The sequence below is a fragment of the Desulfosporosinus paludis genome (assembly GCF_045689965.1).
GTDB classification, from domain to species: Bacteria; Bacillota; Desulfitobacteriia; order Desulfitobacteriales; family Desulfitobacteriaceae; genus Desulfosporosinus; species Desulfosporosinus paludis.
In genome coordinates, this window is sequence record NZ_CP144211.1 from 1,707,788 (window position 1) to 1,731,598 (window position 23,811).

Genomic DNA, 23,811 nt, shown 5'->3' on the forward strand with positions numbered 1-23,811 from the left:
CTTCTTTTTATCCTGAAGTTTAGAGCTTTGATCTCTTATCTTCCTTATTCGCGTTACAAAAACCGTGCCAGCTACAGGCTATAAATCAAAATAATTTGTAACAAGAATACTAAAGAGCATCATAGCCCAGAAACTGAGGGAATCAGATTCATAAATGCAAGTTTTGTTTGATTGTGAATGAATGATCACTCAACGACAAATCCAAAGGAAAGGCTTACGAACTTATCGTAAACCTTATTCGACAGACCAGTCAGAAAGCTTGAAATCCGCATCCTTTTTATACCGATCCAATAAGTAATGACGAAAGCGTACATACTCCTTATAATCACATTCAATTCCCACTTCGGCTAAAACCTCCACAAATTTTTTAAGGTCTGGAGGGCATCCCCAGAGAGGAATTGCTTTCTTAATCTCTGGATTATTTTTATTTAAGTGGCACGAGCACTTTCCAAAGAGCACAGAGTTATTAAATCCAGGAGATGCTAAACGCTTCTTGCCGCTCACCACCTCAACATTTGGGAAAGGGTTACCTTTATAAGCCGAAGAAAAGAGGATTAACATCGGATTGTATTGCACCGAGCAGCCAGTACACAAGCTGCTGTCATACTTGCGGATCGCTAAACCTGCGATTCCACGCTTCTCAAATCCCGCAGGACCTGTATCCTTCTCTGTCCACTCCCAATCGTATTCAACAAATTCCTGATGATCGCCTATTCTCTCTCCTCTGATATCGTAATCGGCCAATTCCATACTATACCCATGACGTTGGGCATAATTGCTAAGATGTTCGACTTCTTGCGCTGGATAACCAAGGATCGACGCTCCCACTAAATCACAAGCATATGAATCCCTAGAAGATATGAGCAGGTTTTTACGGAACGCTTTTCCTGTAGGCCCTGGGCCCTTCTCAAGAGTGTATAAACCGTCAATGATGGTTAGGGCAACAGGAAGCTTTTCAATGATCCTCGGAAACATAACGCTAAGTTCCTTGTCGCCAACACCATGACATAACTGCTTAGACCTTTTATTAAGACATCCTTTTAGGTTTTTTATACCCAAAGAGACTTTCGCTTGATTATGCGTTTTTAATACAGGAACATTAATGATCTTATCAGCCTCTAAGGCTTGTTTCGCGATTTCAAGCTTAAGGCCATCTCCGTAATCTACAATCACAAATTCTTCCTGATTGAAATCTGCAAGTTTGACTCCATATCGCTTTGCCAATTTGTGATATCCCAATGCTTCATAAACAGCCTCGCCTTTGGGATTAAACACAGGCAGAGCGCCTTCACCAATTGTCAAATCTTTAAATCCATGTTCGGCTAGAATTTGAACTAAAGCTTCCAGCACGATACTCGTAGTTACTACCCCAAAGGGTGGAAAAGGTAAGTCAAAATCCCAGCTAACAATGTTCGGCTTAATTAGAATTTTTTCGTTGGTGTTTAAACCAGCTAGACCATCACATAATTTCAGACTTTGTTGAAGAGACTCATAAACATCTGTTACTTTAACGATCGACACGGATGGTTTGACCATTGAAACTCCCCTCTTCATTTGAAATCTTTCTCATACTCATGTCATTTAGGCATCATTAACCATGATAATCTAACCGCCTTAGGCACAGACCTTATACTTTCCGTTAGACTTCTATATTATCTTCCCCTGCTTTGCTAGGTGCTGCAAATGCTTTTCCAGCATTGTCTGTTCAAAAAAGCGATAAGCCTTTTGTGGCTCCGGGTAGCGGTTAAAAATAATCTTCTTACCCAAGAGATCAGCCGCTTCTTTCGAATCTTGAAGGTGCTTCAGGATTTGTTCGTCACGAAGATCAATCATTTCAGAATATCTCTTTAATCTTTCAGGAATATGATCCGAAATAATACCTGCATGGCTTGTCACTAACACTTTAGGGTTTAAATCGATAATGCGATTGATAGAGGCTACGAATTCCTCAAGATCAGAGCACACATTACCATACCAAGGACCAAAAGGGGAAAGATCAATATCTCCTGAGAACAAAATGTTGGCCTGCGGTTCAAACAAAGCAATATGCTTAACCTTCGGCCCCTTTAACAAGGGAAAGTTACGTTATTAAATGCTAGCAAATTTTATGCCAATGATTTCCCTATTAAAAAACCCTTCAAACTGCTCTATTCGCTTTTTGAAGGGTTTTGTTATGTATGAATTTGAAACATATTAAGGAAGATACTCAAAGATTATAGTATATAAAACGCACACCATCCACATTTATTAGTTTCCAAAACTCACAATTACCTTAAGCCTATTCCTCTATACCATATCTGCGTAATTTATCATAAAAAGCTCGTCTAGAGATTCCTAAGACGTTCATAGCTTTCGTTCGGTTATTGTTATGGTTCGCCAAAGCAGCTAATATCATTTCTTTTTCCACTCTCGCCACAACTTCCTTAAGTTCACCGGGCTTATCCTTTACATTCGGCGGCTCATTATTGCTGGGAATAATATGAGCAGGCAAGTGCTGGATCTCGATGGAGGAGCCACTACAGACAATGCTGGCATGTTCGAGAACATTTTGCAGTTCACGAATATTACCTGGCCAATCATATTGCTGAAATATCCTTACAACTTGAGGAGAGAGACGCAGCTCATGACCGACTTCTTTTGAGAATTTATCCAGGAATGTTTTAGTCAAAGCCATTAGATCATCTTTGCGTTCACGCAGAGGGTTCAGATTTAAGGGAACAATGTTAAGACGATAATAGAGGTCCTTCCGAAATGTTCCATCTGCAATCATTGCTTCTAAGTCCCTATTAGTAGCCGCAATTACTCGAATGTCAACCTTGACGGTTGTGGAACCTCCTACTCGTTCAAATTCTCTTTCTTGAAGAACTCTTAGCAATTTCGCCTGCATGGTTAAACTCATATCCCCAATTTCATCCAAGAAAATTGTACCACTATGAGCTAGGTCAAACTTACCAAGTTTTCCTCCTTTTTTAGCTCCGGTATAGGCCCCTTCTTCGTATCCAAACAATTCACTTTCGATTAATGTCTCAGGAATCGCTGCGCAATTCACCTTAATCAGGGGCTTATCTTTACGACGGCTAGCATTATGAACAGCTCTAGCTAAAACTTCTTTGCCCACACCACTTTCCCCGAGAATCAATACTGTACTGTCAGTTCGGGCAACCTTTGCGGCCAATACTAAGGTTTCCTTAACATTCCGATTTTGACCGACGTATTCCTTAAAGGACAGGGGCAGCTGCTCCCATTGCTCCAACTGCTCTTTCAAATAATCGGCAACACCTTTTGTTTGCAGAAGCTCTCGATTTAATTCGACCACTTCTGTAACGTTTTTAAACGTAGAAATACAACCAATAATATATTTTCCTTGATATAGGGGGAAGGTACTTCCCACAACATCGATTCCTAAAGAATCCAGATGGTCTGCGCCATCACTAGGTCTTCCATTGTGTAAAACTTTAATTGCTGCGGCATCGGGTTCAATTTTGTCGAGTCTGCGGCCTAAAACTTTGGCCACAGGGACTCCTAAAATTCGAGCGTAGGCTTCATTGGCATAGACGATTGTTGTATTGGAGTCGATCACTAGTACCACGTCATGAATGTTATCTAGGATTTTAAATAACAATTCTTGATCCCAGCGCGGAAAATCATTTGTCGTGACTGCATGGGCTCCGGCACTCATGTTATTCCTCCATCTTTTTGTATCTTTTGTAAACATTATACTCGAGTAAAGTCAAAAAAGTAAAGATGGATACCATAATATTTTAAACATTCTAACTATTTTAAGGAATTGCTTGCTTCTAGAAATGCAAAAAGAATCCTAGGCCTTAAACAGTCATCCCAAGGATTCCTGAAAGTCGTATATTCATTGGATATGCTGACATCTTCTGGGCTAATCGAATCGTGGATTCCTAGATATTTGCGGTAAGGTCTAATTGATTTAGAAAACTGCGGATCTCCTCGGTTACTTCATTGGCCTTTTCTTCCATGCACATATGCCCTGCATGCTTGATAATTCTCAAGTCTGCCTTGGGAAGTTTACCAACCAGGAATTCGGAGTACTTCACTGGAGTCATGACATCTTCATCTCCAACAAGGATCAAACTGGGGATCTTGATCTTTTCTACTTCTCCTATCCTGTCAAACGTATTGCATGCTTGGAAATCAGCCCAAAATACTTCTGGAGGAATCTCCTGCAGTTTCTTCATTTCCTTAGCTTTTTGATCCTCCGAAGTTGCGGAACCATACAAATGATTGACATCCCTAAAGGGCATCTGTCCTGAGGCACAAGCATCTAAAATACCTTGACTTACTCTCAGCCGAGCACCTGCCCCGATGAGAATGAGCCCTTTTACTTTTTCCGGATGGCGCAGTGTGAACTCTTGAGCAATAGCCCCACCCATAGAATGTCCGACTAAGATGAAGGTTTCTAAAGCTAAGGCTTGAGAAAAATCATTGATGAATTCGGCCATGGCCGCAATGTCCGAAAGCAAATCCCCTCCGGAATTTCCATGTCCGGGTAGGTCCACAGCAATTAGCTTTTCTAGATTTTGCAAGCTTGATAATTGTTTAGACCAACATTGGCTTGAACCCCCAGCACCATGAATTAAAATAATGGGCAAGGAATCTCCGTTCGTACACAAATAGAATGTGTTTATTCCTTTGACATTTGTATAGGGCATATGATGTGACTCACTCCTTTCTTAGAACGAAAAAGGTTGGCCTAGCAGCTTATCGAGACCAGCCCACGGAAAGCTTCTCTAATAATGTTAACGACGTATTTCCTATTTAACTGCAATTAAATCCCATCTGCATTTCGGCAATATGATACAGCGGAGCAATGGAAAGATTCAGCTAAGTTCCTCTCCCCCAACTTTTAGTCGGGGGAGACTCCCTAATGTTTTACCATTAACTTTTTTTCTGTCTGGGTGTCATTCCGGCGATTGCCCGAACGATGTCTTTCTTAGACTCTAAATCGTATTGTGAGGTAATGGCAATCTGCTCCATGATTGGGGACCCTCCCCCATGATAAGCACCATATTGTGTCGAGCCTGTAGAGCCAGCCAAACCAAAGTCAATGAAATTTAACCAGAACTTGATTTGCTCCTCAACAGGTATCTTCGGATTACGGTTTAAGTATTTCTCCAGAAGGTATCTCGTTTCCGGACTGGTTAGATCTTTCTCATACGGAAACGTTGCCGGCATCCCACCTGCAATATTGCACAAAATTTCCTGTTCATGGAACACCGCCTCACCCGTCAGACAACGCCCAACATTGGCATAGATCGAATTAGGAATATAACTGCCAGGCCCATAAGGTACCATGCCCAATCCCGGCATGTAGACTTCAGGTTTTCCCAGATCTGAGGCTGTATAACCGGCGGCGTATCCAAGCTCTCCTGTCATGATAAGCTTGGAAAGCATTTCGCGCACATGGGGAGTCTTATCAATACCATTAATTTCGGCAGCTAGACCTGCCAGACCTATGACATAATCAAGCATAGCGGGCTTACACCCTGAATAGGAGTGGCGATGAAACAAAGCAAACAGCAAAGCCGTTATACCGCCATGTTGAGTTTCTCCACACAAAAATACTCGCTCCCAAGGAACGAAACAATCGTCAAAGATAATGTAGGAGTCAGTGTATCCTGTCTCAATTCCTCTTTGATAGTGGTCTCTTTTACGATAATTATGAAAATGAACAACCTGTTTAATCCCTTCATAATCAGAAGGAACGGCAAAGCAAACGGCATAGGCCTCTTCCCCTTTTTGCAAGGCCCTGTTCGGCACGACTAAAATCTCATCAGAAATTGATGCTTCCGAAATATGAACCTTTGAACCCCGAACAATGATACCATCACTCCGCTCTTCGACAACATGAACATACATGTCCGGGTCCGTCTGCTCAGTAGGTCGCTTTAAACGTTCTCCTTTGACATCCGTCTGAGCACAACTAGCGACAAGATCTTCAGTTTGGAAGCGTTCTAACCACTTGAGCCAATTGTCATGGTAAGCCGTTTTGGCTTTGGGAGATTTTTGAGCCTCATAAGAAACAGCATTAATCGCGTTGGCAGCATCTATTCCCATGCAACGTTGGATGCACTGTCCAACCTTATTGCACAGAAACCGAGTCATATCTTGTTTTTTGTGCAAGTCCTCCCTATTCTGATGTATGTGATTGAAACGGTTGATGGTTTGTCCTGTAATATGTGACGTTGCAGTACACAGGTCTTTACCGGCGGGGTCCCATACGGCATCAAAGGTCAAACCCATTACATTGAGAGCGCCTTCTTGGCGCGGATCAAGCCTGTCAATCTTTTCTCCATTCGAGTAAAGATTTCTGTTCATTTTACTTAGCCCTTCGAAATATTGAGCTCTCGTTCGCATCAGTTTTATTCCTCCTCGATTATGATCAGGCATTTCCAAGGCCCACCACACTATTTACCCTGAAACTTAGCCGGCCTCTTTTCTAAAAAGGCTTTCATTCCTTCTTTTTGATCTTCGGTAGCAAAGAGAAGGCTAAAACATTTATGCTCATATTGAAGGCCTGCCTCTAAATCCATTCTTAGCCCCTCATTCACGGCCAATTTGGCCATATTCAAGGCTATCGCGCCACGGGCCGCAAATCTTTTGGCCATTTTGTAAGCTTCCTCTAATAATTGGTCGGCTGGAACTACTTTATTGACAAGCCCTATACGCCAAGCTTCTTCAGCGTTAATAAAATCTCCACTGAAGATTAATTCCTTCGCTCGGCCGGAACCAATCAAACGGGGCAAACGTTGAGTACCCCCTCCACCTGGCAGAATTCCCAATTTGATTTCCGGCAGGCCTAATTGCGCGTTGTCTGCAGCAATACGAACATCTGCGACTAAAGCCAGTTCACATCCTCCCCCCAAGGCGTACCCAGAAATTGCAGCAATAACCGGTTTAGGCATCGTTTCAATCAGATGAAAAGCCCGGCGAGAAGGTCGATCCCCAGTAGAAACATCGACGGCTGTAGCCGAAACCATTTGACCGATATCTGCACCCGCAGCAAATACCTTGCTTCCTCCAGTAATAATCACAACCCGAACTGAATCATCAGCCCCCAGGGTTAAAGCCGCGTCTGCCAGATCGTTGAAAACTTGATTATTTAGAGCGTTTAAGACTTCCGGTCGATTTAAAGTGACTGTCGCGATCCCTTCCTCAAGTTTCACCAAAATCGTTTCGTATACCATTTTCAATCCTCCTATTCAACGAGATTTAATCTGTTTGTCAAGAAGCAAAATCCTTCTCAACTCCTACTCTTCCGGGAATCTAGAACCTCCCCTAAAATCTTATAAGCAAGAATTATGCCAATTTTTTCGATATAAAGAAAGCTTGGCTGGCACCGAAGACACTGTATAATTCAAATTTTGTTATGATTAATTGTAATATGCGCTAAACCTGACAATACTCTTTCGCCACTATCATTTACAACAGTTAAATCACAGACCAAAATGTTTTCTGAACGGGCCCTTATAGAGCCAGAGCATAAAATAGTATCTCCGGGACGAACCATTTGTTCGAAGCGCACTTCGAGTTTAGCAATTCCACCTTCTTCTCCGATCCAATCAGTAAGCATAGCAGCCAGTTGGGCCATCAAAAGCATTCCATGAGCAATGACCCCTCCAAGGCCAGCTTGACGGGCATAATTGTCATCAAGGTGAATGGGATTGAAATCCCCGGAGGCCTCGGCATACTGCCGAATTTGCATGGGACTAGGAACCCACTTGCGGACAGGAAGTCGCTCAGATACTTGGTAATCAAATAAACTTTTCATTAAGCTTCCTCCCTTGCCTGAGCAATTAAAACGGAACTACTGGTAAACACTAATTCCCCCGTTAAATCATGTCCAACTGTTTCTAGTACCACAAAGGTCATTTTTCCTAGTCTACCTGTTCGATCATAAACATCTTTTACTCGTCTTTTATAAGAGATGCTGTCCCCTATTCGAATCGGACGATGATAGGTAATTTTTTGTTCTCCATGGATCAAGCCAACAATAGGCAATTCTATTCCAGCAATGGACGCCTGCATCAGTGTTCCTACAAAGGTTGGAGGCACTCGATCATTGAAAGGAACTCCCGTGGCCTCAGCAAACCGCCGCACTTCTTCGGATTTGATTTTTACTACCACTGACTCACTCTCTCGGCCGATCAACTCTTTACCAATCATTAGCCTCCGCCTTCCTTCTTAAGATCGCTCCTGTTCCAGTTTAAAGACTTAATTTCTGTCTCAGGATAACCAGCTTTGTCTGGGCTACCGCTAATCTAGGATCAAGAACATTGGCCATCATATACTCATTGAAGGCCTCTGCCAGGTTTCCTTGTGATTCTTGGTAAATGCCTTCACCGTAATGCCTTAAAGCCAAGTTCTCGTGATCTATGTCATCGTGGTTATGGCCAATGTGCATCCTGATCCCCCCTTTATTGTGGGTAAAAAATAAGTTCGCAAGAGCCATTGCCATCCTTGTTGCAAGTTATGTCTATAGTCATTCCAACTTTTTCAGCAACAGTTCTGCCCACAGCTAGACAGAACGCTTCACAATGATTGATTCCCTTCCCAGCAAATAGTTTACTTAGCCCACAGTTAAAGCTGCACACTTTTAAAGTTTTCGTTGTCGCCTGAGTCACCATCCAAGCATCTCTGGGACGCAGCGTCAAGATCCCCAGCTCTATATACCTCTCGAACACATGGGGAAAACGTATTCCAGTTTGTTGAGCTACTTTTTCAATCATGTCTGCAGTTCTATCCCGATACGTTTCAGAATCCGCTTCTTTTATTAAAACATTCATAAAATCTTGCCCTTGTCTGGCCAATTCCTCTTCACTAACCTCGCCAACTTGGTTAAATATGCTTTCCAAAGGGAATTCTTTGTTTACCTTGTAGATAAGCTCCTTGGGCATATCATAACTATAATCTTGACCAGGATTTATCCTTAAACGTCGGTTGGGTGCAACCTCGGTGCTGGGGTTTCCTTTGACTTTTTGCAAGACCTTAAAATCTAAAGCCATAGCCTAACTCTCCTTCATTCTCGAATTCTAAGCTAACCTTTAAGACTGACGTTCTTTTAATTGAGCTGCTCGTTCTTCTCGAAACTTCTGAGCGAGCTGTTCTCGGGGTACAAACGAAAGTTTAATGGCACTTGTTGGACAAACCTTAACACAGTCGTCGCAGCCGGAACATTTGTCGTAATAGCGTCCAATAATTTTATACTCACCAGGATCGCTTTCCCGCCCTTTCCAGACCTTTGTGGGGCCGCATACGAATACAACGGAAGGGCACACACTTAAACATTTGCGGCAATTTAAAGGATCTTGGCATAAAGAATAGTCTATCTTAATTTGAGCGATCATTTTGCTCCTCCCCTTTACCAGTTTTCAACTAATCCCGGCATACTTTGCCGATCATACAACTCGATAGCACCAGTCGGACAAGCGGTGACACAGAGTCCACAGCCAAAACATTGATCGAGGTCGATATAGGCTTTGCTCGTATACACTTCTAAATTAAGTGCTTTAAACTGGCAACGGCCAAGGCAGCTTTTACATCCCGTACATTTTTCACGATCTACCTTAGCAACGAAATGTCCTTTTAACAAAAACTTAAAATCATAATCAATTCGATTGCGAACTGCTACGCAGCCTGGATATTCACATTGACATAGCCCTCCAATGTAGGGAGTACCAAACACATCAACAGTTTGTACACGCCCGTCTTTATGATTCATCATTGCCCATTCTTTAGCTTCCTCGGGGGTAACAAACTCTACCCCGCCACGATAGGTCTCGGGCCAACGTTCCCATTTATACATGCCGGGACCTATACCCATACAGGTAAAATTCTCTTCATCAGGCATCCCCCGCTGCACCCGACGACACCCGCACGTCATTTTGGCTAAAGGATATGCTGTATCCAGGATCTGCAGATATTCATCTAAGGTAACAACTTGTCCGAAATGGGTCTGATAGGCATGCTCTAAAGCCTCTCGCTTGATTTCCTCTTCCCAATCAATATCTCCGCTAAGACGTGCCTTCACCAACTCTGCCACCACGCCTGCACCCATTCCCGCCGATTGTGGATCTGCGTCAGCTCCCGCAGCCTCTTTGCCTTCTTTACGCACTTTGTAAAGGCGCCGAGCGTAATTTTCGGGATTGAGATACCATTTCTGACCGTTACCGTATTTTTCACATACCCAACACATTTCGAGATTCCTCCCTTTTCTGGCACTGTCAGAAAGTATAACTTTGTTAAATACTTTCTGAAGCATAAGTGTAGTTAAGCCCTCCTGGGCTAAGGCTTGAGACCTGCCAAGTTTTCTTCACAATTCTTCCTCTAGTTGATGTCCTGAGCATAACTTCATATGTTAGCAATTATGTTAGCAATTTTTATGCCAGTGAACTCGTTCAGCTAAGGCTGAACGTCGAGGCTTCAGATACAAACCTTCCAGTAGACGGCTTCGCCGAAGCCGCATACCTTAAAAAGATTATTTCGCGGCGAGGGTGCACTCTAGCTCCTCTGAAGTTTTCAAAGAACCATCTCTACTTAGAGCACTCTCTGTCTCAATCAGATACATTATGTATACTTGCTATACATAGTCAATAGCTGCCAAGGGCATCCCAAGAAGCAGGAGAAGAATTCTTATATAAATTTCAAATAAAGGAATTTGCAAACTCTCATCGAAATAATCACAAATAGATACTATGTTATGGGGTGGTCAAAATAGTGATAGGTATTCTAATCGGAATTATACCTGTAGTTTTCATTGTTCTGGTCATATCAAGTATTGTTGGTTTTAAAAAAGGAAGCGGAGTATCTCTGGAAAGGGGACACGAAATGATTAAAACTGTCTATGTATATTTGATACTTTTCGCAACATTGATGATGACGATCGGCGGCACTGTAGCTGCTTTTATGGCAGTAGCAGACATCGTTTCTCCGCCTGCTAACTATCAAAGTTTTGAACAATATCGGACAATGCCAGAGTATAAGCAGAACACAGCTCTTGGGCAAGGACAAGGTCAAGCACTGAGTGATGCCGAATTAAAAAGCAACTACGATCAAATGGTTGCCGAAGAAAAAGCGATCACTAGGACAAGAGCAGTAAATAGCCTGATAAAAAGCTTTGGCTGGATTGTTATTCCCCTACCTATATTTTTGTTTTTTCAAAACAAGGTAAAGAAGCAGCCCGTATAACTGTTAAATCTATTAGCGTTTTTTCATAAGAAAACCCTGATGATCAAAGGTTTTAAATTCCAGAAGTAATCCCGCTGAAATTCATGCAGCGGGATTTTACGTTTATTGACGTATAAATTAACAATTAAACGTCTAAAGGGTTATAAAGGCGGTGATTAATATTTGCATGATGATGAAATAATTCGCAGCATTCTTGTGGGAAATGGTGAACGCTATGACGATATCGTTGAGCGCTATCAAGCAGGGGTATACCGAACCGCCTATTACTACACTCAGGATATGGAAGATGCCCGAGATATCACTCAGGAAATTTTCCTTAAAGCTTACAACAGCCTTGAAGGGTTCAAACAGGGTTCGGCTTTTTCAACTTGGCTTTACCGAATCGCCGTTAATCACTGCCTGGATTGGTGCCGGAAGAAAAGGCCGCGTTATGCAGAAACAGCTTACTTAAATAACCTCCATGATATGAGAGATGGTCCTGAAGATCTGCTGCTGCGTCAAGAAGTGGCCGCAGAAGTCCAGGCTGCCGTCGGAAGCCTGCCGGACATTTACCGCATAGTGCTTATCCTGTACTACTTCGAAGACTTCAACCCTCAACAAATTGCTGAAATAACGGATACTGCTAAAAGAACCGTTGAAACGCGCTTGTTCCGTGGCCGAAAGCTATTAAAAGAGAAACTAAATTCTTCATTGTCAGGAGGTGAGTGTCGTGACATGTTATCGAAGTGAGGATGATTGGCACAGCTATATTAAGAAGAATTTGGCTGAAGCGGTACTCCTTGATATGGCAGCCCATTTAACGCATTGCCCTGAATGCCGGCATACTGTTTCACTTATTCAGGAAACAGCTGACTTATTATCTAAAGGGCGGGTCACCTTCACTCCTCCTTTAGACCTTAAAATTAATATCATGATGACCATTGACAAAAACAAATATAAAGAAAACCCGGCATACGCCGAGCTTAAAACAGAACAAGAGCCGCTGATCTTACTTACAAATCCAAAAACTTATACTTTCCGTAAAACCAAAGATAGAAAGAATTCGTTCCAACGTTTTGATTTAAAAAATTGGGGACTAAGCATGGTAGCAGCAGGATTTCTCCTTTTCGCTCTAAACCTATCGTCTTTGACTGTCAGTTTCAAGAGCACACAAATTGCTGAATTGAACAATGAGCTAATTAAGCAAATAGTACTTCCTTTCGATAAAATGAGTGAATTAACTCATGATGTTCTTATGAAAATTGACTCACTGTCAGTATACCAAGCAAACTTAACAAGATGAAATTAAGGAGGTCTATCCATGAATTGTAATTACCACCCGAGCCAAGAAGCTCAATCTCTTTGTGAGAAGTGCAAGCGTCCGATTTGTCCAGAATGTACTCTAAAAATAGACGATAAAACTATCTGCCGTCATTGTATTCAACAAACACTCTTTTCTGAACCGGAAACCTTGCCAAGGAAATCGCTCCTGGAGAAATTCCTATTTTTCTGTTTGAGTCTTATTCCGGGTGCTGCACACATGCAAATGGGGCTCTTTCGCCGCGGTTTACAGCTTATGGTTATTCCTTTAGGAGTGATTTGTGTATCAGACTATATTGGTTTAAATGTTTTAATCCCTTTAGTTCTAATACCGACTTGGTTTTTTAGCTTTTTTGAAAGTCATAACTTAAAAAAACAACAATTGAAAGGTCTGAGCCTTAGCGATGAGGATCTCTTTAACCGTCAATTATTCGACTATACTCTTCTACTGAAAAACCGACGTATTATTGGAGTTATCGTAATCGTCATTGGTTGTCTCAGCCTTTCTCATGTAATGGAACGCTATTCGATCTTTGTTCGTCTCTTTGGGAATTGGAATAATTATTACATGCTAAGAAGCAGTTTCGTTCCATTTTGTCTTATTTTAGGAGGCATTTACCTGATTATAAAAGCAAAGCAGCCAGCCAAAACCGGAGTGGACATTTCAGATGACCATTGACTCAGGATTTAACGTGGGGTATAAACGTTTGGCGCATTCCGGACAAATATCATGAGTAAATTCTGCTTCCGAGTGTTCTTCTATATAATTCTCAACACGACTCCAAAAGCCTTTATCATCCCGAATCTTCTTACACGATGCACAGATAGGGATTAAGCCTTTCAACTCAGTGATTAATGAGATATCTTCGATAATAATGACAACATAAACCTGATGTCTGTATTCAAAGGGTGAGGCACTCACAAAAACTGACATTTCACTCCCTGAAAGAAATTCCAGCTTCCCCTTAGCATGACGTGTTTCTCTCACCATGATAGCTTCAAGAGCGGTATTCCTGGCAATGCATGTTTTACAGGATGGGCCAAATCCACACCCTAACTCATTTTCTTGATAATGAAGGCAGCCCAGAACTTCGCCACATCGTTCTCCCTGAAGTTGGCTGTCCGCATTTGAGCAGTAAGACAATGCTGCATGATTCACCGCATGAACCAGTAACTTTGGATCAAGAACTAAGGCCAACTGAGGAATTGCATCAAACAATATTCTGGAAAATCCTTTTCTCTTCAGCAAATTTTCCATATGCATCTCTCCTTTCATAGACCCCCAAGCAAAAATGAATCCTTCTCAATCCTCTTCAACCAATGTCTATAAACAACCATTCTTAAAATAGAATATTCGACCAATTTTTTCTTTTTCCTATCTAAAAATGGGCAAATATAACTATACATGGAAATTTTTTATCCAAAGTCCCTGAAGTAACCCTCCTTGGTCAAAAGACTAGGGAGGTTTTCGATGTTAATAGTTAAAGGGAATCAGATTTTCTCCACTCTTTTGACTCCAACAGGTTATGGAGCTGCAGATTCGCGATTTGACTTGAGTCGTGTCTGTGAATTCAATGAGATTAGTGCCTTTTATTCCCTGTCTTATCAATACGCATACCAAGTTACCATCCTTGGATTAGGACCCCTATGGATGGGAGATAATGAGAAAGCAAAGCACATAACTGTTCGAAAACTGATTGACGGAGGGATCTTTGCCTTTGGCTTATCGAAAAAAACCCATGGTGCTGATCTCTATAGTAATGAAATGTCCTTAACTCCCGTAAAAGAAGGACCGTACTTAGCTAATGGCGGAAAGTATTATATCGGCAACGCCAATAAGGCCGCGCTCGTCTCGACGTTTGGGCGCTATAAAGATACAAAGGACTATGTCTTTTTTATCGTCGACACTCAATATCGCAACTTTAAATTAAATAAAAAAATCTCCACTTCAGGAGTACGTGCGGCATATGTCGGAGATTATGAACTCATAGAATATCCGATTTCAACAGATGATATTCTTTCTAGTGGAACTTTAGCCTGGGACTCTTCCCTTTCATCCGTTAACATTGGCAAATTCCAATTAGGTTTCGCCTCCATCGGAATTTGTACTCATGCCTACAAGCCAGTCCAAATCAGGAACAAGTCAAAAATACAGACTACATGCTTGCCTTGGGAAAAATGTTTACTTTAATTGTTTATGCTCAATTGATTTTAGAAAACTCCAAGATTTATCCCATTTCTTCCGCTTTGATCGATGAGATTTTCAATTTCTTAGTACGGGATTTTGCCCAATATGCGCTCTCTCAAATTTCAAATTACCAATGCACTGAACGCCAAGAGGAGCTATTGAAGGCTATGCTGAAAAAGCCCAGCCTCAATCCTGCAACAACTCAGGCTTTATGGGAAATGGAAGTTAAGCCTTTAGTCGATGTTTACCGAACTTAGTCTATTTAACTCTGCGCAGTTTCGTATTCCTCTTTCCCTTCCCCAAAGGATATACCTGTGCAGCTTTTCTTACTTTTTTCTTTTCTAATTGACGGCGACGGTACCTAGACCAATAACCAAAAAGTAAAACAATTCCTATTGCAATGATCAACGGCAAATAACCCATAATCACTCACCCTTCGAAAAACCCGATTTTCTAGTCTATTCCTGACTCTAATAACTCCTCTAGGAGTAGCTTATACCGTCGGTTTTTCAATTATCACCCGCGGAGCGTTTTTCTATAAATTACCGAAATGGGGTTGCAACAAGACTATTTACAGTTTGTTGCAACCCCTTTTATGTTGGGGAAATTAATGCTTACTCTATTAATTTATTCAAACTGAATGGCCGCTCCTACCGTCCCCGGACCGGTGTGAACGCCAATAACTGCTCCAACCTGAGTAATAACTGTTGTTTGAAGTTGACAAGCATTTTCCAAAGCTTCCTTTAAATAATGAGCCGCTTGTTCCGCAGCTCCGTGGGCCACTGCAAGGCGGAGATGTTTTCTGCCTTTCGCTAAATCCTGAAAGGCCTGGACGACACATTCGAGCGACTTTTTCTGACTGTGAGCTTTAGCATAAGTGTGGTATACTCCATCATCCCCCACCCTTATAATCGGTTTAAGGTTGAGAAGGGATCCCATAAATCCTTGAACTCTGCCAATTCTCCCGCCTTTCTGCAGGTACTCTAACGTGTTTAGCGTGAATAGAGTTTCGATGTTTCTCCTTGCTTTCTCAAGATTATCTAGAATCCAGGCAGTATCATACCCTTCTTTAATGTTTCGGGCAGCTTCTATCATCATTAGACCCATGCCTAAACTAATCGTTTTCGAGTCTACGAGGTGTATCTTTGCTTTAAACTTTTCTTTAGCCAGATTTGCAGCATTAAATGTTCCACTCAAAGCAGAAGAGATATGCACTGAAATAATCTCTTGATATTCTTCAAGCAGCTTACTATACAATCGTCCAAACTCCTCGGGTGACGGTTGGGACGTCCTAGGAAGTTCCTCTTCAGCAGCTAAGCGCCGATAAAATTCTTCGCTGGAAAGTTCTTCATCCGAGTACTCTTGATCTCTAAAGTTAACTTTCAAAGGAACGACGTGGATGTCACACTCCTTTTTCATTTCTTCTGTTAGGTCGGCCGTACTGTCAGTAACCAGTGCGATCCTTTTCATTCAAAATCCCCCGTCTGTCGATTATCGTCTAATTCCCAAAGTCCAAGGCCTTACTCCACAGCTTCTTTCCGAGTTAAGAAAATCTATATTCCTTTCCTGATATTGATACGCTCCAAGATATCACTTAATTCGCCTTCTTGGCACTATTCTCCTTCACAGATTATGGATTTTATCTCAGATTGTTAATTTAAAACACTAATAATGTAAGTTAAAAGAATGAAAGCAAATGGTTATTATAGGGATATTTTCCCTTTTTAAGGGTCTTATTAAGGAAAATAAAGTCCTTGACTATTCAGAATACTGAACACTATAATGGACTTAAGAAAATAAATTTACTAAGTCTATTAAAGTGAAAAAACTAATTAAAAGGGAGGATCATTAATGAAAAAACTTCTTCCAGTTGTGATCACCGGGGCAATGCTATTTCTAGCAGGTTGCGGTGCCAGCACAAGCTCTGCCCCCAGTTCGAGTTCATCCGGCTCCACGGACAAGCAGCCCACTATCGGCGTGGCGATCTACAAATTTGATGACACATTTATGACAGGTGTTCGTAACGCCATTTCCACTGCTGCCCAAGGTAAAGCTACTGTCGATATTGTAGATAGTCAGAATTCTCAGCCCACTCAAAACGATAAAGTCGACCTCTTTATCAATAAAAAAGTCAATGCTCTGGCTATCAACCCTGTCGACCTCACGGCAGCCGGAGTTATTATCGACAAAGCCAAAGCAGCTAATACACCCGTCGTCTTTTTCAACCGTGAACCTCTGGCCAGTGATATGAAAAAATGGGACAAAGTATATTATGTCGGTGCCAAAGCAGAAGAATCCGGGATCATGCAAGGACAAATCCTAGTGGATTATTGGAAAGCCCATCCTGAAATGGACAAGAACAAGGACGGAACCATGGATGTTGTTATTTTGCAAGGAGAACCCGGACATCAAGACGCGATCGCCCGTACGAAATATTCTGTTAAAGCCATTCAAGATGCCGGAATTAAAGTGAACATACTTGCTCAAGACACCGCTATGTGGGATCGCTCTAAGGCACAAGATAAAATGGCTGCATTCTTAGGAGCACAAGGGGATAAAATCGAAGCTGTTCTGGCTAACAATGATGATATGGCCTTAGGGGCTATCGAAGCTTTAAAAGCAAAAGGGTACTTTGCCAATGACAAGTATATGCCTGTCGTCGGCGTTGATGCCACAGCTCCAGGCCTTCAAGCTTTAAAAGACGGAACCCTCTTAGGTACCGTATTAAACGATGCTAAGAATCAAGGTGCAGCAACTCTGAACCTATCGGTTGCTTTAGCCAAAGGATTAACTCCAAGCAAAGACAATGCAGGGTATGATATCACAGACGGCCAATATGTCTGGGTTCCATATAAGAAAATTACCAAAGCTAATATGGCAGACGCCCAATAACCATCTCCTTTCGAATACCTATGGCTTGAAGTGCTTACAGTGAATGAAGCAAGGGGGCAACGTTTCGCGATTCCCCCTTGCTTTTTAGATTTTCACTTACGCAGGAACTGTAATAATCAAAATTCTTGGAAAGCACTGATTACAGGAGGGTCAAAATGCCTGAAAATGAATTCTTACTGGAAATGAGGAATATTTCTAAGGAGTTTCCCGGCGTTAAGGCACTTGACAATGTCACCTTACAGTTACGACCCGGTACAGTGCACTCCCTGATGGGTGAGAACGGTGCAGGGAAATCCACCCTTATGAAATGCCTTTTCGGGATCTATAAGCCTGACGCTGGAGAAATTCTTTTAAATGGAAAGAACGTTGAGATCGACAATTCCAAAGCTGCGCTGGATCATGGTATCTCTATGATTCATCAAGAACTCCATCCAGTACCGCGCCGAAGTGTGATGGAAAATCTTTGGCTCGGTCGTTTTCCTCTCAAAAGCTTTGGACCACTAAAATTGATCGACGATAAACGTATGTATCAGGATTCCGTGACCTTATTTGAAGACCTTGAAATGGATCTTGATCCGCGCGTCCTTGTTGGCACTCTGTCTGTATCCAAAATCCAGTCGATTGAAATTGCCAAAGCAGTATCTCACCAAGCCAAGGTCATTGTGATGGATGAACCTACTTCGTCTTTGACAGGAAATGAAGTGGAACAACTTTTTAAAATTATCCGTTCCTTAAAAAGTCGAGGGGTATCGATCATTTACATTTCACATAAAATCGAGGAAATCCTCGAAATATCCGATGACGTGACCATTATGCGCGATGGAAAACATATCGGGACATGGCCGGCTTCGGAGTTGACGACTAACTTGATCATTTCGAAAATGGTTGGACGTGATCTTACACAGCGCTTTCCCGAACGCCACAACACTCCTGGGGAAACAGTACTGCGGGTTGAGGGTTTAAGTTCGCCCTTCCCCAAAGCGTTTAAAGATGTCTCTTTTGAATTGCGACAAGGGGAAATCTTGGGGATAGGTGGGCTTGTGGGGGCTCAGAGAACAGAATTGATGGAAGCATTGTTCGGCTTGAGGACTGTATCCTCGGGAAAGATCATCGTTAACGGAAAGCAAGTGAAAATCAAATCTCCCATGGATGCAAAAAAGCACAAGATCGCCTTGCTTACAGAGGAGCGCCGGGCAACGGGAATCTTTCCCGTACTCCCAATTGTTGAAAACACGGTAATGGCCAACATGAATCGTTATATTACCCCTTACTTTCTTCTCAACCACCAAACAATGAGGCGAGACGTCCAGCAAAGCATCGATCAAATGCGTATTAAAACCCCTTCCTCAAGGACCCAGATTAAGAATCTCTCCGGTGGAAATCAGCAAAAGGTCTTAATAGCGAGGTGGCTCCTGACTGAACCTGAAATCCTTATGCTGGATGAACCAACCCGTGGAATCGACGTTGGCGCTAAATTCGAAATTTATTCTGTCATCACAGAATTGGTTCAACAGGGTAAGAGCATCATCATGATTTCCTCAGAAATGCCCGAACTTATCGGTATGTCGGACCGGATCATGGTTATGTGTGAAGGCCGAATGTCCGGTATTCTGGAAGGAAAAAGCAGAACCGAAGAAGACATTATGCACCTCGCAACAAAGTTTATGGTTTGACTGGAGGTCTTTTTATGGCAAAAAGTAACGATACCAGTGCTAAAAAAGCAGGTAGCTTCTTTTTTCAGTATGCGATTTATTTTGTGCTAGTGATTCTTATTTTGGGCATTGCGGCCATAGACCCAAGCTTTTTATCGATCAATAGTTTCAGGGACATTTTACTGCAATCATCAACTCGAGCTATTATCGCTTTAGGAGCTGCTTTTGTTCTGATCACTGGTGGAGTTGACCTATCAGCGGGTCGAATGGTGGGGTTCGCAGCGGTCTTATCCGCTTCCATGCTGCAAATCCAAGAGTATTCACACCGTTTTTACCCTGGGCTGCCTAATCTGCCCATATGGGTGCCGGTGTTAATCGCTATATTCGTTGGACTTCTTGTAGGTTCAATTAACGGCCTAATTGTTTCCCGGTTCAGTGTCCCTCCTTTTATTGCCACGTTAGGCTCAATGGTCGCAGTGTACGGCCTTAACTCCCTTTACTTTGATATGAAACCTAATCAATCCCAGCCGATTGGTGGGCTTAGACCGGATTTTACAACCGACCTTGGGAGCGGTTATATCGGAACAGGCATTTATTCCATACCCTATATCGTGATTATCGCGCTTATCGTTGCCTTCATTGTCTGGGTTATCTTTAACAAGACGCGTCTCGGAAAAAGTATGTACGCCATTGGAGGAAATATTCAAGCGGCTATTGTTTCCGGAATCAACGTCAAGCAGGTCTTGCTTTATGTTTACGCCATTGCCGGAGCCCTCTACGGTTTGGCCGGAGTGATGGAGGCTGCCCGAACAGGGGGAGCCACTAGTAATTATGGCAACATGTATGAACTCGATGCCATCGCCGCATGTGTTGTAGGAGGGGTATCCACCGCTGGAGGAATCGGCACAGTACCAGGCGTGCTCGTCGGTGTCTTAATTTTCGGAGTTATTAACTACGGACTTACTTATATTGGGGTTAACCCCTACTGGCAGCTAATCATTAAAGGCTTGATTATTATTGCTGCTGTCGCCTTTGACATTCGAAAGTATCTTACTAAGAAATAACTATTGGAGAATCGGTGTTCAAGGCTTATGGACGCATAGGCCCACACCGAAATCTTCAAAATATTAATAGGGTAGTAACAACTATTTTATAATAGTCCGTTACTACCCTATTTTTAATCTCAAAATTAAAAGAGCGAATTAAGTGCATCCCCCAAACCAGTTGGAGTAAACAATTTATTTAAAACCAGAGTAAAGGCTCCTATGGCAATCGAATTTTCACCCAACTCTGAGATGGCAATCGTAACTGCATTGGCCGGTTTGGTCAAAGCTCGCTTTTCCAAAGTCTTAATTAATGGTTTCAGAAGATAGTGTTCTGCCCTGGATACCCCACCACTTAGAATTATGAGCGCCGGATTAAGTGTATTGATAAGATTAGCAAGCCCAATTCCAAGATAACGACCTGTATCTGCTAAAACTTCTTCTGCCACTGAATCCCCGTGTTGGGCTGCTCTGCAGAGCATTTCCCCATTAATCTCATCTAAATCACCTTGAACCCACTGTTCAAGAATGGATTCTTTACCGAATCGAATCGCTTGTTGTGCTCTGCGGGCCAACGCAGCCCCACCAACCATCGTTTCTAAACAACCGTAATTTCCACAACTGCATTTTGGTCCGTTGCTGTCAATCGTCGTATGCCCAATTTCGCCCGCTGTAAACGAAGTACCGCGATATAACTCATTATTGATAATAATTCCTGCACCGACTCCTGTTCCGACATGAACGCAAATGAAATTCGGTATGCCTACTCCTTTGCCAAACCAACTCTCACCCAAAGCCTGAGCACGAACATCGTTTTCTACTTCCACCGGCATTTGAAATTTCTTTTCCAGGCGAAATTTAATAGGAATATTTCTTAAATTAAGATGGGGAGCAAAAGAGAGAGCCCCTGCTCGGGATCGACAAGTCCGTGCATACCCACACCGATACCTAAAAAAGACTCTTTAAGCTTATGGGTATTCTGCATAACATTTTCCACAGCAGTTTCCAAGGCCAGAAGAAACTGATCGCTCGTCTGATTTGCTTCATATCTCATTTCAGCCTGTGCAAGGACATTACCATCAAGGTTTGCCGTTACAGCTTTTAACCGTTTTGCGCCGGCATAAACCCCGACAACATAAAATGCGGAAGAGTTAATCCGCAGCAAAATAGGCTTTCTTCCGCCGGTGGATTCTCCTAAAGTGCTCTCGATAACTAACTTAGACTCTATTAACTCCCCCACAAGATTGGTTACGGTGGGAGGAGTCAACTTTGTCAACTTGGCAATCTTTGCTCTGGAAATTGGGCCATACTGCCTGACAACATTGAGAATGGCCGATTTATTTAAGGACTTCATGCCTTGAAAACTTCCTACCGGTATTGATTCGCTCACTCTAATGCTCCCCCGTCTGCCAATTTGTCATTGTTCTTATCAATTTATCGAACAAGAATATCAGGCCGAGGATATATCACGCCGTGTTTCTCGATCTCAAGATACTCCCACTCTCCTGTATGCGTGAGAAATTCTGGTCCCGATTCCGTCACTAAGAGGGTATCCTCGGATTTCAGTCCTTTTAAGGATGGGTTCCAGGCAAACGCTTGATGGCACTGTACAACCCCTAAAGAATCTAGATTCGCCAAAAACTCTCGGGAAGCATAGCCCGTCGGTCCACCTTGATGGAGGTAACGCCAGTCATCCGGATACCCCCATTTTTTATACGCTTCGATTCCTTGTCGAAATACCTCATTTATCGGCGTGCCCGGACGTGTTGCCAGGTTGAAAGCCAGATCGATTTCGGCCAAAGTTTGCTTGTTTTTCTGAAGTTCTGGAGAAAGTGCCCCAAAATGAACAAACCGAGTAGCATTAGCTATAAGTCCCCATTTTTCACCGCAGAGCACGAGCATCGCATAACGTTCCAGTTTCTTCTCTGTAGGGATGGGATGACGGAAAGCATAGATTCGCTGGTCTGTAGCTACCAGCAATACCGGGGTTTGGATGCCCAAACCAGCTGCTTTGGAGATCAGAAGGGCTTGAATCTCAAATTCACTCATTCCTGGTTTAATCTCTCGGCAGGTTTTTTCTAAGGCCTGGGCTACCGAGCGAGACAGCCAGCGGTAACGCTCTATCTCGTCCGAATCTAAAACATAGCTCAGTTCAGCTAATTCCCTGCTGATATTCCGGCCATTGATATCAGGAATCGTCTCCGGATAAACGTCCATTCCTACTGTCTTCCCCTGGCAGAGCGATTTGATCACCCCTTCAGTTCCCTCAAACCATTCTGGGGTAATCCATTCCCAATCGAACCCAGCTAATTCTTCCTCCTTTATTCGGGCAAACTCCATCTTGGTGGTAATACAGTACACCTTGTCCTGCAGGACAACGACATCGGCGACACCAAGCTCAGTCGTGGTTACAATATGGTTTCTTTTTCCATTGGTCAACCAAGAGAAACTACGCCGCTGACGAAGAATGACGCCATCCAGATTCATTGTTGACATCAGATGTCTGATTTTAGCGATCTTCTCGGCAACGATCATCATTTGGCATACCCCTTTGGATGATTTCGGTGCCAATTCCAAGCTGTTTGGATGATCTGGCCCAAACTATTAAGTTGCGGCTTCCAACCCAATTCTCGTTGAGCTTTCTCAGAAGAGGCAATAAGTACTGCCGGATCTCCAGCCCGACGCGGTACGATTTGTGTCGGAATTGGGTGACCCGTTACCTCTCGGGCCTTCTCTACGACTTGCCGTACAGAAAAGCCCTCTCCATTGCCTAAATTATAAACGGCGCTCTCTCCAGTATGCCTAAGCTTCTGCAGTGCTAACCAATGGGCATTTGCCAGATCCGTAACGTGAATATAGTCGCGAACGCATGTCCCATCGGGGGTTGGATAATCATCCCCAAAGACTGCAAGCTGCTCCCGTTGTCCTAAAGCCACTTGCAAAATAATCGGTATCAAATGACTTTCCGACCGGTGATCTTCCCCGATCTGCCCATTGATATGGGCTCCTGCAGCATTGAAGTATCTCAAAGCTACATACTTAACTCCATAGGCTTGATCACACCATTTCAACATCGTTTCAATGGCTAGTTTCGTCTCACCGTAAGGATTTGACGGTTCTTTACGATCCTGTTCTTGAATAGGAATGGACTCTGGCTCTCCGTAGGTAGCCGCTGTTGATGAAAAAACAATCTTATTGACCCCGTATTTTACCATTCCGGCCAACAACTTTTGAGCCGTAATAACATTGTTGTCATAATATTTGAGAGGATCTTGAACACTTTCCCCAACTAAGGAGTCAGCCGCAAAGTGAATGACAGCCTCAATGTCATGTTCTGTAAATACTTTATCCAGCAACCGTGTATCCCGAATATCACCTTCATAGAACGTCCCGGCCATAACAGCCTCACGGTGCCCTTTTTGCAGGTTATCGAGTACAATTACCTCTTCACCCTTCGTCAAAAATTCCACAACGGTATGGCTGCCTATATAGCCAGCTCCGCCAGTCACTAAGATTGCCATTT

The 23,811-nt window shown here is 42.8% G+C and carries 28 protein-coding genes; 9 read left to right on the forward strand and 19 right to left on the reverse strand.

What is annotated here, in order from left to right; translation table 11 throughout:
- Positions 1-234: 234 nt before the first annotated feature.
- The 12 genes from VZF35_RS08720 to VZF35_RS08775 form a co-directional block, all read right to left on the reverse strand.
- Complete coding sequence (locus VZF35_RS08720) at positions 235-1,536, reverse strand: DUF362 domain-containing protein (protein WP_407312820.1); 1,302 nt, start codon at positions 1,534-1,536, stop codon at positions 235-237.
- 111 nt (positions 1,537-1,647) lie between these two features.
- The gene (locus VZF35_RS08725) at positions 1,648-2,040 is read right to left on the reverse strand and encodes a hypothetical protein (protein ID WP_407312821.1); all 393 of its coding nucleotides are present in this window, start codon (positions 2,038-2,040) and stop codon (positions 1,648-1,650) included.
- Positions 2,041-2,278: 238 nt separating this feature from the next.
- Positions 2,279-3,679: a sigma-54 interaction domain-containing protein gene (locus VZF35_RS08730; protein ID WP_407312823.1), complete on the reverse strand. Its 1,401-nt coding sequence runs from the start codon at positions 3,677-3,679 to the stop codon at positions 2,279-2,281.
- 229 nt (positions 3,680-3,908) lie between these two features.
- Positions 3,909-4,679, reverse strand: coding sequence for an alpha/beta fold hydrolase (locus tag VZF35_RS08735; RefSeq protein ID WP_407312825.1), 771 nt, complete (start codon positions 4,677-4,679; stop codon positions 3,909-3,911).
- A 226-nt stretch (positions 4,680-4,905) separates the two neighbouring features.
- The gene (locus tag VZF35_RS08740) at positions 4,906-6,384 is read right to left on the reverse strand and encodes a 4-hydroxyphenylacetate 3-hydroxylase family protein (protein WP_407312827.1); all 1,479 of its coding nucleotides are present in this window, start codon (positions 6,382-6,384) and stop codon (positions 4,906-4,908) included.
- Positions 6,385-6,434: 50 nt separating this feature from the next.
- Positions 6,435-7,214, reverse strand: a complete 780-nt coding sequence (locus VZF35_RS08745) for an enoyl-CoA hydratase/isomerase family protein (protein WP_407312829.1) — start codon at positions 7,212-7,214, stop codon at positions 6,435-6,437.
- Positions 7,215-7,384: 170 nt separating this feature from the next.
- Positions 7,385-7,798 (reverse strand): MaoC family dehydratase, encoded by a 414-nt coding sequence (locus VZF35_RS08750; RefSeq protein WP_407312830.1) that lies wholly within the window; start codon positions 7,796-7,798, stop codon positions 7,385-7,387.
- Positions 7,798-8,193 (reverse strand): MaoC family dehydratase N-terminal domain-containing protein, encoded by a 396-nt coding sequence (locus tag VZF35_RS08755; protein WP_407312831.1) that lies wholly within the window; start codon positions 8,191-8,193, stop codon positions 7,798-7,800. The genes VZF35_RS08750 and VZF35_RS08755 overlap by 1 nt, the downstream gene beginning before the upstream one ends.
- Positions 8,194-8,233: 40 nt before the next feature.
- Positions 8,234-8,431, reverse strand: coding sequence for a hypothetical protein (locus VZF35_RS08760; protein ID WP_407312832.1), 198 nt, complete (start codon positions 8,429-8,431; stop codon positions 8,234-8,236).
- A 13-nt stretch (positions 8,432-8,444) separates the two neighbouring features.
- A complete protein-coding gene (locus VZF35_RS08765; RefSeq protein ID WP_407312833.1) occupies positions 8,445-9,032 on the reverse strand; it encodes a hypothetical protein in 588 nt (195 codons plus the stop codon).
- A gap of 39 nt (positions 9,033-9,071) precedes the next feature.
- Complete coding sequence (locus VZF35_RS08770) at positions 9,072-9,374, reverse strand: 4Fe-4S dicluster domain-containing protein (RefSeq protein ID WP_407312834.1); 303 nt, start codon at positions 9,372-9,374, stop codon at positions 9,072-9,074.
- 14 nt (positions 9,375-9,388) lie between these two features.
- Positions 9,389-10,288, reverse strand: a complete 900-nt coding sequence (locus VZF35_RS08775; RefSeq protein WP_407312835.1) for an ATP-binding protein — start codon at positions 10,286-10,288, stop codon at positions 9,389-9,391.
- A 455-nt stretch (positions 10,289-10,743) separates the two neighbouring features.
- On the opposite strand from VZF35_RS08775, the gene VZF35_RS08780 reads away from it, so the two are divergent.
- From VZF35_RS08780 to VZF35_RS08795, 4 genes are all read left to right on the forward strand, one after another.
- Entirely contained in the window at positions 10,744-11,214 is a 471-nt protein-coding gene (locus tag VZF35_RS08780; protein WP_407312836.1) for a hypothetical protein, read from the forward strand.
- Between the two features lie 162 nt (positions 11,215-11,376).
- Positions 11,377-11,943 (forward strand): RNA polymerase sigma factor, encoded by a 567-nt coding sequence (locus tag VZF35_RS08785; protein WP_407312837.1) that lies wholly within the window; start codon positions 11,377-11,379, stop codon positions 11,941-11,943.
- Positions 11,924-12,496, forward strand: a complete 573-nt coding sequence (locus VZF35_RS08790; protein WP_407312839.1) for an anti-sigma factor family protein — start codon at positions 11,924-11,926, stop codon at positions 12,494-12,496. The genes VZF35_RS08785 and VZF35_RS08790 overlap by 20 nt, the downstream gene beginning before the upstream one ends.
- Positions 12,497-12,514: 18 nt before the next feature.
- Positions 12,515-13,192 (forward strand): B-box zinc finger protein, encoded by a 678-nt coding sequence (locus VZF35_RS08795; protein WP_407312841.1) that lies wholly within the window; start codon positions 12,515-12,517, stop codon positions 13,190-13,192.
- Here the strand turns inward: VZF35_RS08795 and VZF35_RS08800 are convergent.
- Positions 13,178-13,771, reverse strand: a complete 594-nt coding sequence (locus VZF35_RS08800) for a hypothetical protein (RefSeq protein ID WP_407312843.1) — start codon at positions 13,769-13,771, stop codon at positions 13,178-13,180. The genes VZF35_RS08795 and VZF35_RS08800 overlap by 15 nt on opposite strands.
- Positions 13,772-13,984: 213 nt before the next feature.
- Between VZF35_RS08800 and VZF35_RS08805 the strand changes: the two genes are divergently transcribed.
- Both VZF35_RS08805 and VZF35_RS08810 read left to right on the forward strand, forming a co-directional pair.
- Entirely contained in the window at positions 13,985-14,704 is a 720-nt protein-coding gene (locus VZF35_RS08805) for a hypothetical protein (RefSeq protein WP_407312844.1), read from the forward strand.
- Positions 14,683-14,958, forward strand: coding sequence for a hypothetical protein (locus VZF35_RS08810; RefSeq protein ID WP_407312846.1), 276 nt, complete (start codon positions 14,683-14,685; stop codon positions 14,956-14,958). The genes VZF35_RS08805 and VZF35_RS08810 overlap by 22 nt, the downstream gene beginning before the upstream one ends.
- Before the next feature lies 1 nt (position 14,959).
- On the opposite strand, the gene VZF35_RS08815 is transcribed toward VZF35_RS08810, so the two are convergent.
- A complete protein-coding gene (locus VZF35_RS08815; RefSeq protein WP_407312847.1) occupies positions 14,960-15,124 on the reverse strand; it encodes a hypothetical protein in 165 nt (54 codons plus the stop codon).
- A 204-nt stretch (positions 15,125-15,328) separates the two neighbouring features.
- Positions 15,329-16,171 carry a DegV family protein gene (locus VZF35_RS08820; RefSeq protein ID WP_407312848.1) on the reverse strand — a complete coding sequence of 281 codons (843 nt, stop codon included), beginning with the start codon at positions 16,169-16,171 and terminating at the stop codon, positions 15,329-15,331.
- Between the two features lie 381 nt (positions 16,172-16,552).
- Between VZF35_RS08820 and VZF35_RS08825 the strand changes: the two genes are divergently transcribed.
- The 3 genes from VZF35_RS08825 (at position 16,553) to mglC (ending at position 20,309) form a co-directional block, all read left to right on the forward strand.
- Positions 16,553-17,593 (forward strand): galactose ABC transporter substrate-binding protein, encoded by a 1,041-nt coding sequence (locus VZF35_RS08825; RefSeq protein ID WP_407312849.1) that lies wholly within the window; start codon positions 16,553-16,555, stop codon positions 17,591-17,593.
- 155 nt (positions 17,594-17,748) lie between these two features.
- On the forward strand, positions 17,749-19,266 hold the full coding sequence (locus VZF35_RS08830) for a sugar ABC transporter ATP-binding protein (RefSeq protein ID WP_407312851.1): 1,518 nt from the start codon (positions 17,749-17,751) through the stop codon (positions 19,264-19,266).
- 14 nt (positions 19,267-19,280) lie between these two features.
- Positions 19,281-20,309, forward strand: a complete 1,029-nt coding sequence (mglC, locus tag VZF35_RS08835; RefSeq protein WP_407312853.1) for a galactose/methyl galactoside ABC transporter permease MglC — start codon at positions 19,281-19,283, stop codon at positions 20,307-20,309.
- A 125-nt stretch (positions 20,310-20,434) separates the two neighbouring features.
- Here mglC and VZF35_RS08840 read toward each other — a convergent pair whose 3' ends face one another.
- Genes VZF35_RS08840 through galE form a run of 4 tightly spaced genes read right to left on the reverse strand, consistent with a single transcriptional unit; the run spans position 20,435 to position 23,809 of the window.
- Positions 20,435-21,157, reverse strand: coding sequence for an ROK family protein (locus VZF35_RS08840; RefSeq protein WP_407314543.1), 723 nt, complete (start codon positions 21,155-21,157; stop codon positions 20,435-20,437).
- 5 nt (positions 21,158-21,162) lie between these two features.
- Positions 21,163-21,678, reverse strand: coding sequence for a winged helix-turn-helix transcriptional regulator (locus VZF35_RS08845; protein ID WP_407312855.1), 516 nt, complete (start codon positions 21,676-21,678; stop codon positions 21,163-21,165).
- Positions 21,679-21,722: 44 nt separating this feature from the next.
- The gene (locus VZF35_RS08850) at positions 21,723-22,826 is read right to left on the reverse strand and encodes a M24 family metallopeptidase (protein WP_407312857.1); all 1,104 of its coding nucleotides are present in this window, start codon (positions 22,824-22,826) and stop codon (positions 21,723-21,725) included.
- The gene (gene galE, locus VZF35_RS08855; protein WP_407312859.1) at positions 22,823-23,809 is read right to left on the reverse strand and encodes a UDP-glucose 4-epimerase GalE; all 987 of its coding nucleotides are present in this window, start codon (positions 23,807-23,809) and stop codon (positions 22,823-22,825) included. The genes VZF35_RS08850 and galE overlap by 4 nt, the downstream gene beginning before the upstream one ends.
- Positions 23,810-23,811 lie beyond the last annotated feature (2 nt).